General features: G+C 63.3%; 15 protein-coding genes. 6 read left to right on the top strand and 9 right to left on the bottom strand.

Translation table 11 applies throughout. The features are described from left to right. Window positions 1-112 precede the first annotated feature (112 nt). The 5 genes from AC522E_RS14775 to AC522E_RS14755 all read right to left on the bottom strand — a co-directional run bounded on the left by AC522E_RS14775 (window position 113) and on the right by AC522E_RS14755 (window position 5690). Entirely contained in the window at window positions 113-1159 is a 1047-nt protein-coding gene (locus AC522E_RS14775) for an ABC transporter ATP-binding protein (protein ID WP_500747015.1), read from the bottom strand. Then, a complete protein-coding gene (locus AC522E_RS14770) occupies window positions 1156-2133 on the bottom strand; it encodes an ABC transporter ATP-binding protein (RefSeq protein ID WP_500747014.1) in 978 nt (325 codons plus the stop codon). The genes AC522E_RS14775 and AC522E_RS14770 overlap by 4 nt, the downstream gene beginning before the upstream one ends. A 10-nt stretch (window positions 2134-2143) precedes the next feature. Then, on the bottom strand, window positions 2144-3052 hold the full coding sequence (locus AC522E_RS14765; protein WP_500747013.1) for an ABC transporter permease: 909 nt from the start codon (window positions 3050-3052) through the stop codon (window positions 2144-2146). Continuing rightward, the gene (locus AC522E_RS14760) at window positions 3049-4026 is read right to left on the bottom strand and encodes an ABC transporter permease (RefSeq protein ID WP_500747012.1); all 978 of its coding nucleotides are present in this window, start codon (window positions 4024-4026) and stop codon (window positions 3049-3051) included. Before AC522E_RS14760 ends, AC522E_RS14765 begins: the two co-directional genes overlap by 4 nt. Window positions 4027-4091: 65 nt before the next feature. Then, entirely contained in the window at window positions 4092-5690 is a 1599-nt protein-coding gene (locus AC522E_RS14755; protein ID WP_500747011.1) for an ABC transporter substrate-binding protein, read from the bottom strand. A gap of 184 nt (window positions 5691-5874) precedes the next feature. Here AC522E_RS14755 and AC522E_RS14750 point away from each other — a divergent pair, with 184 nt between their 5' ends. Continuing rightward, complete coding sequence (locus AC522E_RS14750; protein WP_500747010.1) at window positions 5875-6738, top strand: IclR family transcriptional regulator; 864 nt, start codon at window positions 5875-5877, stop codon at window positions 6736-6738. A gap of 66 nt (window positions 6739-6804) precedes the next feature. On the opposite strand, the gene AC522E_RS14745 is transcribed toward AC522E_RS14750, so the two are convergent. Then, on the bottom strand, window positions 6805-7137 hold the full coding sequence (locus tag AC522E_RS14745) for a hypothetical protein (protein ID WP_500747009.1): 333 nt from the start codon (window positions 7135-7137) through the stop codon (window positions 6805-6807). A gap of 179 nt (window positions 7138-7316) precedes the next feature. Here AC522E_RS14745 and AC522E_RS14740 point away from each other — a divergent pair, with 179 nt between their 5' ends. Continuing rightward, the gene (locus AC522E_RS14740) at window positions 7317-7496 is read left to right on the top strand and encodes a hypothetical protein (RefSeq protein WP_500747008.1); all 180 of its coding nucleotides are present in this window, start codon (window positions 7317-7319) and stop codon (window positions 7494-7496) included. Between the two features lie 124 nt (window positions 7497-7620). Here AC522E_RS14740 and AC522E_RS14735 read toward each other — a convergent pair whose 3' ends face one another. Continuing rightward, complete coding sequence (locus AC522E_RS14735) at window positions 7621-8448, bottom strand: class I SAM-dependent methyltransferase (protein WP_500747007.1); 828 nt, start codon at window positions 8446-8448, stop codon at window positions 7621-7623. 171 nt (window positions 8449-8619) lie between these two features. Here AC522E_RS14735 and AC522E_RS14730 point away from each other — a divergent pair, with 171 nt between their 5' ends. From AC522E_RS14730 to AC522E_RS14720, 3 genes are all read left to right on the top strand, one after another. Beyond that, window positions 8620-8958, top strand: coding sequence for a hypothetical protein (locus tag AC522E_RS14730; RefSeq protein ID WP_500747006.1), 339 nt, complete (start codon window positions 8620-8622; stop codon window positions 8956-8958). 102 nt (window positions 8959-9060) lie between these two features. Next, on the top strand, window positions 9061-9969 hold the full coding sequence (locus AC522E_RS14725) for a class I SAM-dependent methyltransferase (RefSeq protein ID WP_500747005.1): 909 nt from the start codon (window positions 9061-9063) through the stop codon (window positions 9967-9969). Next, complete coding sequence (locus AC522E_RS14720; RefSeq protein ID WP_500747004.1) at window positions 9966-10706, top strand: pseudouridine synthase; 741 nt, start codon at window positions 9966-9968, stop codon at window positions 10704-10706. Before AC522E_RS14725 ends, AC522E_RS14720 begins: the two co-directional genes overlap by 4 nt. Here the strand turns inward: AC522E_RS14720 and AC522E_RS14715 are convergent, their stop codons facing one another. Continuing rightward, window positions 10707-11408, bottom strand: coding sequence for an HAD family hydrolase (locus tag AC522E_RS14715; RefSeq protein ID WP_500747003.1), 702 nt, complete (start codon window positions 11406-11408; stop codon window positions 10707-10709). It lies immediately after the preceding gene. Window positions 11409-11562: 154 nt separating this feature from the next. On the opposite strand from AC522E_RS14715, the gene AC522E_RS14710 reads away from it, so the two are divergent. Continuing rightward, window positions 11563-11976: a VOC family protein gene (locus AC522E_RS14710; protein ID WP_500747002.1), complete on the top strand. Its 414-nt coding sequence runs from the start codon at window positions 11563-11565 to the stop codon at window positions 11974-11976. A 13-nt stretch (window positions 11977-11989) separates the two neighbouring features. Here the strand turns inward: AC522E_RS14710 and AC522E_RS14705 are convergent, their stop codons facing one another. Beyond that, entirely contained in the window at window positions 11990-13054 is a 1065-nt protein-coding gene (locus tag AC522E_RS14705) for an HlyD family secretion protein (RefSeq protein ID WP_500747001.1), read from the bottom strand. Window positions 13055-13060 lie beyond the last annotated feature (6 nt).

Here is a 13060-nt window from a genome sequence, read left to right as displayed (position 1 = left end):
CTCCAGGTTTCGACGGGGCTGCGCCGGCCGGAGACTGCGCGAGCCCGAAATGGATTGGTGGATCGGCACGACCTTCCATCCGGCTCGAATGGCAAGCCCTGCCGCATAAGGATTATTGCACGTCGTTCAGATGGCAGGCCGAAAAGCGACCGGGCGCGATCTCGCGAAGCAGGGGACGGTCCATCTTGCAGCGCGGCAGCGCGTGCGGGCAGCGCGGATGGAAGGCGCAACCGGAAGGCGGGTCGAGAGGCGAGGGTATTTCGCCTTTGATCGGGGCGAATGTGCGTTTGCGCGTATCGACGCGGGGCGCCTCGTCAAGCAATGCGCGACTGTAGGGATGATTGGGCTCGGCGAACAGATCCGCGCTGGGGGCAATTTCGACCACCCGGCCGAGATACATGATGACCGTCCGGTCGGCGATATGCTCGACCACACCCAGGTCGTGGCTGATAAACAGATAGGTCAGGCCTAGATCCCGGCGGAGCTCCATGAATAGATTGATGATCTGCGCCTGGATCGAAACATCGAGGGCCGCCACGGACTCGTCGCAAACCAGGAATTCCGGCTGAACAGCAAGGGCACGGGCGATGCCGATGCGCTGGCGCTGACCGCCCGAGAACTGGTGCGGAAACCGTGCAGCGTAGGCCGGGTCGAGTCCCACCTTGCGCATGACGGACGCGACATAGTCGGTCTGCTCGCCCCGCGAGATCAGCCCGTGTACGCGCGGCGCTTCGCCAACGATCTCGCTGACCCGCAGACGCGGGTTGAGCGAGGCCATCGGATCCTGAAAGACCATCTGAATCTTCAACTTGGCCTGCCGCGCTTGGTCAGGTGGCAGTTCGCCGATTGGCCGTCCGTGATACAGCAACTGGCCGGAACTGGGCTGGGTAATGCCCGCCACCATGCGGCCGAGCGTAGTCTTGCCGCATCCGGACTCGCCGACGAGACCTACAAACTCACCAGGAGCAATGGACAGGCTGACATCGTCGACGGCGTGCACGTCGTATTCGTGCACCTTGGCACCGAGCCATTTTGCGATCCGCTCGGCAAAGTCGAGTTCGGTGGAGAAGCGCTTTGTGAGATGGGAGAGTTCGAGCATCGGCGTGACGCGGCCAGACTCCGGCAACGCGACGTCTTGCGGAGAGATGGTGGCAGTCATGCCGCGGCCTCCTCGGGGTGGATGCAGCGCCAGCCATGGCCGCCGGCGCCGACGAGGGGCGGCAAGGCAAGGCAGGCATCGGTGGCGCGCGGACAGCGCGGCCGGAAGGCGCAGCCTTCCGGCAGACTCAGCAAGGATGGTGTCATTCCGGGGATCTGGTTCAGAGGCTGGCCGCGCTTGTTACGGCTTGGCACAGAGCCGAGTAGCCCATGCGTATACGGGTGGCGTGCGTGGTCGATGACCTGCTGTGTCGTGCCGGTCTCTACGACTCGCCCCGCATACATCACGGCGATCCGGTCGGCGAGGCCCGAAACCACGGCAAGATCATGGGTGATCCAGACCAGGGCCGTCCCGGTTTCTCGGCACAGCTTCTGGACCTCGAACAGGATCTGGGCCTGGATCGTCACATCGAGTGCAGTGGTCGGTTCGTCGGCAATGATCACGTCGGGCTGGTGAAGCAGTGCGATCGCGATGGCGACGCGTTGGCGCATGCCTCCGGAGAACTGATGCGGGTAAGCGGCGAGCCGCTCGTCCGGCGAGGGGATGCCGACCCGGGCCAGGGCGTCCCGCGCCCGCTCGCGGGCCAGTTTCCGGGAAACCTTATCATGCGCCAGCACGGTCTCGACCATCTGGGTCTCGACGCTGAGGACCGGATTCAGTGTCATCATCGGGTCTTGGAAGATCATGGCGATGCGATTACCGCGCAACTGACGCAGACGCCTCTCGCCGGCCGCCACCAGATCCTCGCCCCGGTAACGCACCGCGCCGCCGACGATGCGGCCGGGCGGATCGATGAGCCCAAGGATGGACATGCCTGTGACGGACTTGCCGGAGCCGGATTCGCCGACCAGCCCGAGGATCTCGCCCCGATGGAGTGCGAAGGATACACCGTCTACCGCCTTCGCGACGCCGCCGCGGGTGAAGAAATGGGTTCGCAGGTCTTCGACCTCGAGGACAGGATCTTGTCGCGTCACTCTGGCCTCCTCAATGCTGCAGGCGCGGGTTGAGGACGTCGCGCATCTGGTCGCCGACCAGATTGATGCTGACGATGGTGATCAGTAGGGCGAGGCCGGGGAACACGCTGACCCAGAACTCGCCACTCAGCATGTAGTCGAAGCCAGAAGCGATCAGCATGCCGAGAGAAGGCTCCGTCACGGGAACGCCGACACCGAGGAAGGACAATGTCGCCTCCAGAGTGATCGCATGGGCGACCTGCACAGTGGCGACGACGATTAGCGGCGGCAGGCAGTTCGGCAGCAGATGGCGCAGGACGATACGCTTCTTCGGCAAAGCCAAGCATTGGGCCGCCTCGACATATTCCTTCCGCCGTTCGACGAGCGCGGCGCTGCGAACGGTCCGGGCATAATAGGCCCACTGCACCGCGGTGAGCGCGATGATCACCTTGTCGACGCCCTTGCCGAGCACCGCCAGGAGGATCAGGGCGATCAGAATGGCGGGAAAGGACAGTTGGATGTCCACCAGACGCATGATCGTGCTGTCGGTGCTTCCGCCCGCATAGGCGGCGATCATGCCGACCACCAGGCCGATGGCGAGTGCCATGGCGGTCGATGAGAATCCGACCAGCAGGCTCGTGCGGAGTCCGTACAGGATCGCGCTCAAGAGGTCGCGGCCCTGCTCGTCCGAACCGAGCCAGAAGACATTGCCCTCGAAATCGGCGCTGCCCGGCGGCAGCATCCCGCTCATGATGTCGAGCTTGCTCAGGTCATAGGGGTTCTGGGGCGAGATCCATGGCGCGAACAGGGCGGCTGAGACGACGGCCACCAGCAAAATCAGGCCCAGCACGGCAACGCGACTGTCGAAGAACGCGATGATGAAACGCTTCAGAGGTGTCTGGACCTTGGGGTCGGCGGAGACGGGGGCTGCGGCGGTCATGCCTTGGCACCTCCCAGACGGATGCGCGGATCGAGCAGCGAGTAAAGCACGTCGACCACGAGGTTGATGACGATGAAGAGAAGTACGGTGACAAGCAGATAGGCCACCACGACGGGCCGATCGAGAAGGAGGATGCTGTCGATGAGGAGCTTGCCCATTCCGGGCCATGCGAACACGGACTCTGTAACGACCGAAAAGGCGATTACCGACCCGAACTCGAGACCGAGGACGGTGACGACGGGGATCATGATGTTCTTGAGGATATGGACGCCGACGATGCGGGCGGACGACAGCCCCTTGGCCCGGGCGAAGCGGACATAGTCCTGCAGGGCGACCTCGCGAGTGCCGGCACGAGCCAGGCGGATCACCAGCGATACCTTGAACAGGGCGAGGTTCAGAGCCGGGAGAATCATGTGCTTCAGGCCGTTGGCCGTCAGAAAGCTGAAGGGAATGCCCAACACCTCCACGGTCTGGCCGCGTCCGCTCGCGGGCAGCCATCCCAGCGTCACGGCAAAGGCCATGATCAGAAGCATGCCGACCCAGAAGGTCGGGAGGCTGAAGCCGAGGATCGAACCCGTCATGATGATGCGTCCGGCCTTCGAATCGGGATGGAGCCCGGCCCAGATGCCGAGGGGAATCCCGATCACGACGGCGATGAGCATGGCGAACAGCGCCAGTTCCAGCGTCGCCGGGAACCGTTCGAGAACAAGACTGACGGCGGGGACGCCGTGGACGAACGAAGTTCCAAGATCGCCTGAGAGGGCGTTGTGTGCGAAGGACAGGAACTGCTCGTGGAGCGGCCGGTCGAGCCCGAGCCGGGCGATGGCGGCAGCCCGTTCGATGTCGTCGGCCTCGGGGCTGATCAGCACGTCGATGGGATTGCCGATAGCAAAGATCCCGGTGAACACCAGGACCGACATGATTGCGACCACGATCGCGCTCTGAGCGATGCGCCGGATCAGGAAAACCAGCATCTCGGATTCCACATGACGGAGGAAGCGAAATCGGGGACGGTACGAACCGCCCCCGATCAAGAGAGTTACTTGGCCGATTGGACGGAGGCGGCCAAGGTGTACTGATCGGCGCGGGGCTCGTAGCTCAAGCCCTTGCGCATGGCCCATGAGGTGACCTCGTAGTGCAACGGCACGAGGGCGACATCGTCGATCGCAACCTTCATGGCTTCCGCCAGGAGCTTCTCACGCGCGCCGTCGTCGACCGTCGCGAGAGCCTTGGTCAGAAGATCGTCAAGCTTCGGGCTCGAATAGCCGGTGTAGTTGGTCGGGCCGAAGCCCTTCTCCTTGATCCGCGTCGCGACGAGAGACTTCAGCGGCGACGAGGCCTCGCCGGTGGCTGCGCTCCAGCCTCCGAGGAAGACGCTGAACTCGCCCTTGTTCCGGCGCGAGAAGAAGACATTGACGGTCGCAGCATCGACCTGGGTCTTGATGCCGATGCGGCTGTACATCTGGGCTGCCGCCTGAGCGATCTTCTCGTCGTTGATGTAGCGGTCGTTCGGCGTGCCGATGGTCAATTCGAAGCCGTTGGGATAGCCGGCTTCGGCCAGCAGTTTCTTCGCCTTGTTGGGATCATAGGCGAACTTCAGATCCGGATTGGTGCCGAACAGACCCGGCGCCAGCAACTGTGCCGCCGGCTCGGCAGTGTTGTTCATGATGCGCTTCACGATGGCTTCGCGGTCGATGGCCAGGGAAAGCGCCTGACGGACGCGGATGTCGCGCAGCGGGTTCTTGCCGTCGGTGCCCTTGATGGTCGGTGTCTTCTCGGCCTGGTCCAGGGCGAGATAGATGATGCGGTTGGACATCGTCTCGACGACCGTGACTTTGGGATCCTTGCGCAGACGTTCGAGATCCTGCAGCGGCGGCTCGTCGACCATATCGACGTCGCCGGCGAGCAGTGCAGCCATGCGCGGTCCGTCGCTGGTGATCGGACGGAACGTCACCTTGTCCCATTCCGGCTTCTTGCCCCAGTAGCCGGGATTGCGGTCGAGTACGATCCGTTCACCCTTGCGATATTCGGCAAGCTTGAAGGGACCGGTGCCGATCGCCAGCGTCCCATCATTGAATGCCTGCGTGGAAGGCCAGGATTCGGCTTTGCAGCCCGCCTTGTCGAAGGTGACGCCTTCGCCGCCGGCTGCCTTTGCGGAGATGATTCCGAAAGTGGTCATTTCCACGGGCAGCAGCGGATAGGGCGCGGCTGTCTTAACGATGATGGTATACGGATCGGGGACTTCGATGGCATCGATGCCCTTGGTATAGAGCGTGAACGACGAGGGGCTGTTGGCGACGTTCGGGATCCGGCAGACCGTGTAGACGAAATCCTGCGCGGTGAATTCCGAGCCGTCGTGGAATTTCACGCCTTTGCGGAGTTTGAATTCCCAGGTCTTGTCGTCAACCGTGCGCCAGGATTCGGCGAGTGCCGGAATGAGGCGCTGCTTCGCATCCTGATCGACCAGAGATTCAAAGATATGCCGGCGCAGCGTATTGTTCGGCGTAAGGTTATGATAATGCGGATCGAGGGAGCTCGGCTCGGCAGCGGTGCCGATCTTCAGTTCGGCGGCCGAGGCATGACCCATGAAGAGTGCGGCGGCGAAAGCGCCGGCAAGGACGGTAATCTGCTGTTTCATGACCTCTCTCTGGTATTTGGCACTTGGTCGGATGATTTTTCGGTCCTGTTATTAAAATACAGGCTCAAGTTATCGCATTGCGATACGAAACTAGCGCAACGCGATTATCTCAATTATAACCGTCGAGCTTGTCAAGGGATCGATGGAAAGTATGGTCGGCCGAGTGCCTGGGAGGAGAGCCGAGATGGAATCGCAACGGCCTGACCGCGACGCGGATCCGCGTGAAGATCCGGTCGTGACCGACCAGAAGGATTCCCAAGGCGGAAATTCGCGGGAGGATCCGCTCTTCATCAATTCGCTCGCGAAAGGCCTCGGGGTGCTGAAGGCGTTCGAGGGCGACTGGGACGCTCTTGGCCTGCGGGAGATCGCTGCCCGCTGCGGCATCAGCATCGGTGCCGCTCAACGCATCACGCACACCCTGGTGCGGCTCGGCTATCTGAATAAGGACGAAAGGACGCGTCGCTATCGGCTCAAGGCGCGCATCCTCGACTTCGCCTATCACTATCTTCATGCAAGCCCGCTTTACGAGGTCGCGATTCCCTTCGTTGCGTCGGCACGGGACGAGTGCCGCGAAACCATCAATGTCGCCGAACTGGATGGCCCGGAGGTTGTCGCTGTCATCCGCATGCCGAGTCAGCGCTACATGAATCCGACATCGACCATCGGACGTCGGCTGCCGTCCTTCTGCACGGCGGGCGGACGTGCGCAGCTGGCGTGGCTACCGCCCGAGGAAGTTGCGGACATCCTCGCTCGCACGGAATTCAAGGCGCGGACGCCACACACCATTGTCGATCGCGCAGAGATTGAGCAGCGCCTCGTCGTGGCACAGCGCGACGGCTTCGCCCTGGTCGAGGAGGAAGTCAACCATGGCGAAATCGCACTTGCGGCACCGATCTTGGACGGCAATGGCCGTCCCCTCGCCGCCGTCGGCGTATCGACCTCGACGGCCGACTGGAGCGTGGAGGGAGCGCGCGAGCGCCTCGCCCCTGTGGTCATGAAGACCGCGCGCCTGATCTCACGATCTTTGCACGGCTGGAAACCGTTCTAGCGTCGCTTCAGACAGCCAAGGTCAACCGCCTGCTTGCCAGAATTGCGCGAGGGCTCGCAGGCCTCTCTACCTCCGGTTCTGATAGGCGTTGGCGCGATAGGTGTCGGGCGCCGTGACCTGGGAGCCGCTTGCATTCGGGACCGGAAGCATTCGTGGACTCGACGAGTGGCGGATGCTGCCAGTACTCGTGACATGACGAGGCTTGCGCGTCACATGGCGCTTCTTCATCTGCGGATGTGTCATCTTCTGCCCCATCTGGGGCTGGTTGGCGGTTGCGCCATAAGTCTGCGGATTGGTAGTCTGCGAGCCGCTCGCATTCGGCACCGGGGTTTGGGCCATCGCTCCGGCACTTACGGCAAAGGCTGCGGCTGCGATCGTACTGACTAATAAATAGCGCATGTCGTCACTCCTCGGATCAGGCTCATCGTCGAACCGACGATGTTCGCCGATGAGCCAACGCGAAGCGGAGCCGAGGGTTGCAATATCACCACAAACGTGGCGGTTCGCGGCAGGCGCCCGTCTTGGCACTCCGACCAGTTCTGGATTAGGGCGAGGAGATCCGGGTTGGTGACGGCTGCGTGGGTCGTTCACATGCCGTGGGGAAAGCTTTTGTAGACCTTGAGTGGGCCGTTTCCACGATCTGGGACGACGGGCGCGGCATCAGCGATGGGGACGATCTGGTCGTCGTCTCCATGCATGACCGGCACGGGGAGATCGACGATCTTCAGGTCGTCCGCGAAGCCCGTCCCGTGTCGTGATCTCAGGTATGTATAATTCCCCTTTTCGATGGCATTCCCAAATCTGGGAGAAGGATCTTCTCTACCCATGCCTGTACTCATGACCTGCAAGGAATTTCGGCAGCTCGGTGACGGGTGCCAAAGCCTAAGTTGCTCGCGCGATGATTTCGGTCGGAGCGATGAGGCCGCGCTCTAAAACTGCCATCACATTTGCAAGTCGTTCCAGGGATGCCGGGCCCATGAGCACGTGCAAGCCGAGGGGAGGGGTGCCGTGTCTGGCGGAATTCTCGCGCATCTCGCGTCCGAGCTTGAGCGTGAAGTCGCGACGATCGCGCTCCTTCTGGAGGACAAACCCAGCTTCGGTCAGGAGAGCACGATAGGCCGCGACCGGCTCGACGAAGCTCGTCTCCTGCGTTGCGGCCCAGGGCATGGGGTAGGGCAGCTCACCCTCGCCAGTGCGCATGATGTCATAGACGCCGAACAGCGCTCCCGGTTTGAGAACGCGCCGCGCTTCGGCGAAGAGCCTCGCCTTGTCCGGAATGTTCATGCCGACATGGATGAGAATGGCGCCATCGAAGGTCCGGTCCGGGAATGGCATGGCAAGTGCACTCCCCTGGCGGAAGTCGACCCGATCGCTCAGGCCGCAGCGGCGGGTGAGCGCATCCGCGACGTCCACGAATTCCTGGGTGAGATCGATACCCGTGACACGGCAGCCGAGAGTCTCCGCGAAATGACGTGCCGGTCCTCCGATGCCGGATCCAATATCGAGCACGTGATCCTCGCGCCCGAAGCCGAGCTCATGGGCGAGCTCCTCCGTCTCCGCGCCCCATCCGAGATGGAACTCGTCAGCCGCCGACAGATCGGCAGCCGTCAGACGGTCTATGTCCTTCCCACCCGCCTTGAGAGCCTCCAAAATGGCTCGCTCGAGGGAGCCATGGGTGTAGTGACGCGCGACCTGCTGTTCCGTGTCCATGGAAGACCCCTGGGCTGCAAGGTTACGAACTTGGCCGCGCGAACCTATCTCCGGCGATGCGAAATGACACCGGGCCCTTTTGGCGTAAGCCGGAGGGGCGCGGGCCGACAGCCGGTTGACCCGCGCCGCCTGGCGGATCGATAATTTGCCGTCAACGGAACGGAGAGCGTCATGACGCGAAGATCCGGACGTATCCTCTGGGCCGCCGCCGGCCTCATTTTAGTTGTGGGCGTGCAACCGGCCCTGGCGGACGTCATCGACGGCGAGTGGTGTAGCGACGATGGACGCCACCTTTCCATTGCCGGGCCTACCATCGTCACTCCCGGTGGGACACGGATGCAGGGCGCCTATACGCGCCATTCCTTCCTCTATACTGCCCCAGCTAGCGAGCCGGACGGTGGAAAGGAGGTCTCCATGCGCCTTTTGAGCGAGATTGCCGTCCAGATCCGCTTCGGCGGGGAGGGGAACCCGCTCCAGACCTGGCACCGCTGCACCGAAACAACCAGCTGAGCGTTTCAGGTCCGGTCCGGTCGAAAAAAGAATCGCACCTTCGAGCCGGGGTCGTGATAGGAGCACCTGCAAATCAGCAGGGACTGCGCAGCATTGGACGAGATGAAACCTGACGGCGTGTATGGATCCCCTCCCGCCGAACTGGTGGCCGTGCCGGAGGGCGCCATTCAGTTCTCGCCCCTCGTGCCGGATGCCCGTCCCCTGGAAACCTGCGCGGAAGCAACCCTGGGCGGCCTCGTTGTCCAGGCGCCGCCGGGAACCCTCGAACGGCGCTATACCCTTGCGCTCGGCCTGAAGGCGCTGGCCCCCAAGGCCAAGCTGACCGTCCTTGCACCCAAGGACAAGGGTGGCTCGCGGTTGCGCAAGGAGCTCGTCGAATTTGGCTGCGTGGTCTCTGAGGATGCACGCCGGCATTATCGCATATGCACGGCGGTGCGGCCCGCCAACGTTTTCGGTTTCGACGAGGCCGTGGCAGCAGGTTCGATGCGATTGGTCGGGGACCTCGGCCTGTGGTCGCAGCCTGGCATTTTCAGCTGGGACCGGCTCGATCCCGGCAGTGCTCTGCTGATGGAGCACCTGCCCCTGTTCTCCGGACGTGGCGCGGACCTTGGCTGCGGCGTCGGCACGCTTGCCCGCGCAATCCTGGCCTCCCCAAGGATCGAGCACCTGATCCTCGTCGACATCGACCGTCGCGCGGTAGAGGCAGCGCGGCGCAACATTGCCGATCCGCGTGCCGAGATGCGCTGGGCCGACGTTCGGGCTACCGGCGTGGGCGCCGCCGGGCTCGATTTCGTGGTCATGAACCCTCCCTTCCATGACGGCGGCGCGGAAGACCGCGCACTGGGGCAGAGTTTCATCCGGCATGCGGCGGAGGCCCTGCGTCCGGGCGGCGTCTGCTGGATCGTCGCCAATCGCCACCTTCCCTATGAGGCCGTCATGAAACCCTTGTTCCGGCGCGTCGGGCTCAAGATCGAGACCGGTGGCTACAAGATCTACGAGGCGCTCAAATGAGTAAGACGCCCACCCTCCGTCTCGATCGGCTGCTCGCCAATCTCGGCTATGGCTCGCGTCGTGAGGTGCAGCAATTCGTGTATGCGGACAGGGTCACCCTCGACGGCGAGATCATCGAGGATCCCGACTCGCGCATCGCCGTCACGCGTGATTTGTCCGAACGTATGCACATCGACGGCGAGAAGCTCGATCCGCCGCCGGGCATCGTGCTGATGGTGAACAAGCCTGTCGGCGTCACCTGCTCGCACAAGGAGGCGGGGCCGCTGATCTACTCGCTTCTGCCGCCGCGCTGGCGCCGCCGCGATCCGGCCATCTCCACGATTGGCCGCCTTGACAAGGACACGTCCGGCCTTCTGCTGATGACCGACGATGGCAGCCTGCTCCATCGCATCATTTCGCCCCGCAACCACGTCGCCAAGCGCTATCGTGTGACGCTCGACCGGCCCCTGCGCGGCGATGAAGCGGAGACCTTCGCGTCGGGCACGCTCGTGCTCGAAAGCGACGACAAGCCGCTTCTGCCGGTCGCCATGGAGACACTGTCGCCGACAAGCGCCTATGTCACGCTGACCGAGGGTCGTTATCATCAGGTCAGGCGCATGTTCGCCGCCATCGGCAACCACGTCACCGCGCTGCATCGTGACCGCATCGGCAATCTCGCCTTGCCGGAGGACCTTCCACCCGGTGCCTACCGTGTCCTGAGCGATGAGGACATCGCGCTGGTTCTCCCGGAGCGGTGATCAGCCGATGGTCTCGACCAGCCCGATCAATTCGCCCAGATTGTCCAGGCGCTTGAAACGCGGTGCGGCAATCGGCTCGTCGGCATGCTCCATGGCCCAGGTCAGCTCATGGGGCACGTAGACGCCCCAGCTCCCCGCCTCGATGGCGGGAACGATGTCGGATCTGAGGGAGTTGCCGACCATCATGCTGCGCTCCGGTCCATCGCCGTGCCGTGTAAAAAGCCGCTCATAGGTCGTCGGACTCTTCTCGCTGACGATCTCGACGGCGTCGAACAACTCGCCGAGCCCCGATTGCGCGAGCTTGCGCTCCTGGTCGAACAGGTCGCCCTTGGTGATCAGCACGATGCGATAGCGCCCGCTGAGCTGCTCCAGGGTTTCCCGCACTTGGGGAAGGGTCTCGACCGGATGGCTCAGCATCTCCCGGCCCGCGGCGAGAATTCTTTCGATGACGGCTGAGGGCACGCGTCCTTCCGTGACCTCGATGGCCGTCTCGATCATCGAAAGCGTGAAACCTTTGATGCCGTAACCGTAGAGCTTGAGGTTGCGCCGTTCGGCTTCGAGAAGGCGGCTTGAGAGCACCGCCGGCTCGCCATGCTCCGCCAGCAGCGAGGTGAAATGGTCCTCCGTCAGCCGGTAGAAATGCTCGTTCTGCCAGAGCGTGTCGTCGGCATCAAAGCCGATGGTGGAGAGGGAGGCAGGCATGAGATCGCTTCGTTGGTTCGATTGCAGCCTGGGGAATTTACGACCAGAACAGGCCGATGGAAATATCGCCGGGCCTGAAACCGTCCAGGACGCGCGGATCTCCTTGAGGCGCCAGGCGTTTCGGAATGGCGCAAGGTCGTGTGGGAGAGGCGGGATGCCGCAACTGAACGGAGTTCTGGAGACGGCCCTGTATGTGGAGGACGTTCCCCGGGCGCGGGCCTTTTACGAGAAGGTCCTTGAACTCAAGCCGCTCTTCGCGGACCGCCGCCTCTGTGCGTTGGACGTCGCCGGGCGAAACGTTCTGCTGCTGTTCGAGCGCGGGGCTTCCACGGAGCCGGTCGAGATGCCGGGAGGCACGATCCCTCCCCACGATGGAAGCGGTCGGCAGCACATTGCCCTGGCGATTGCGGCGGGAGATCTCGAAGCCTGGGAGGCTCGCCTGACAGGGCAGGGTGTGGCCATCGAAGGGCGCACGACCTGGCACCGGGGCGGTAGGAGCATCTATTTCCGCGATCCGGACGGGCATCTTCTGGAGCTTGCGACGCCCGGCCTCTGGCCAACCTATTGAACGGATCCCGCCACTATCCTCCTGCCGCTTTCCGTTCCGCAGGCGCCGCCGTGTCGATGCTCACCACCACGGACATGCCGGGCGCAAGATGCTCCGCGAGCTCTTGGCCGGGATCGATGGCGACGCGGACCGGAACGCGCTGGGAGACCTTCGTGAAATTGCCGGTCGCGTTGTCGGGCTTGAGGATACTGAATTCCGAGCCGGCGGCCGGTGAGAAGCGCTCGACATGGCCGTGCAGACTCGCGTGCTCAAGGGCATCGACCGTGAAGGTGACAGGCTGGCCGACCTTCATGTCCGGCAGCTGTGTCTCCTTGAAGTTGGCGATCACCCAGACCGTGTCGGGCACGATGGCCATGAGCTGGCTGCCTGCGGCCACGTATTGCCCGAGGCGTGCCCCAACCTCGCTGAGTCGGCCATCCTGCGGGGCCCTGATGGTCGTGTTCTGCAGGTCGATCTCTGCGAGCTGCACGGCGGCTTCCGCGCTCTGCACAGCGGCCTCCAGGGATTGTCGATTGACGATGGTCGCGGCAAGATCCTGCCGTGCCACTTCGAGGGCGGATTGCGCCTGGCTGAGGGCCGCCCTGGACTGTTCGAGCGCTGCGCGGCTCTGATCCGCCTGGCTCTGCGTCGTGACGCCACGATGGAGCAGCGGCTCGACACGGCTCCAGTTGGCCTCCGCCGTGGCAAGTGCGGCTTTGGCGCCTGTCACCTGCGCCTCGCCTGCGGAAATCCGCGCTTCGTCCGACCGGCGCTTCTGCTCGGAATTGGCGAGTGCCGCCTTCTGCACGGCAAGGTTCGCCTGCGCCTGCTTGAGCTTCTGCTCGTAGATGCGGCTGTCGAGGCGGACGAGAACCTGCCCTGCACGGACCTTCTGGAAATCCTGGGCGTCCACTTCCGAGATGTAGCCTGCAAGTTGCGGGCTGATGAGGGTCACCTGGCCGCGGATATAGGCGTTCTCGGTGGTCTCGACAGTGCTCGTGAATGGGGGCAGGCGCCACGCGTAGAGAACCAGCATCACGCCGGCTATGCCCAGGAAGATGGCGATAAGGGTAGCAGTCGATCGAAAAAGGCGTGTCATGGGAGG

This window comes from Microvirga sp. BF8 (assembly GCF_059888585.1).
Note: the sequence above shows the minus strand (reverse complement) of the source record. Positions and strands in the feature narration are given on the sequence as shown.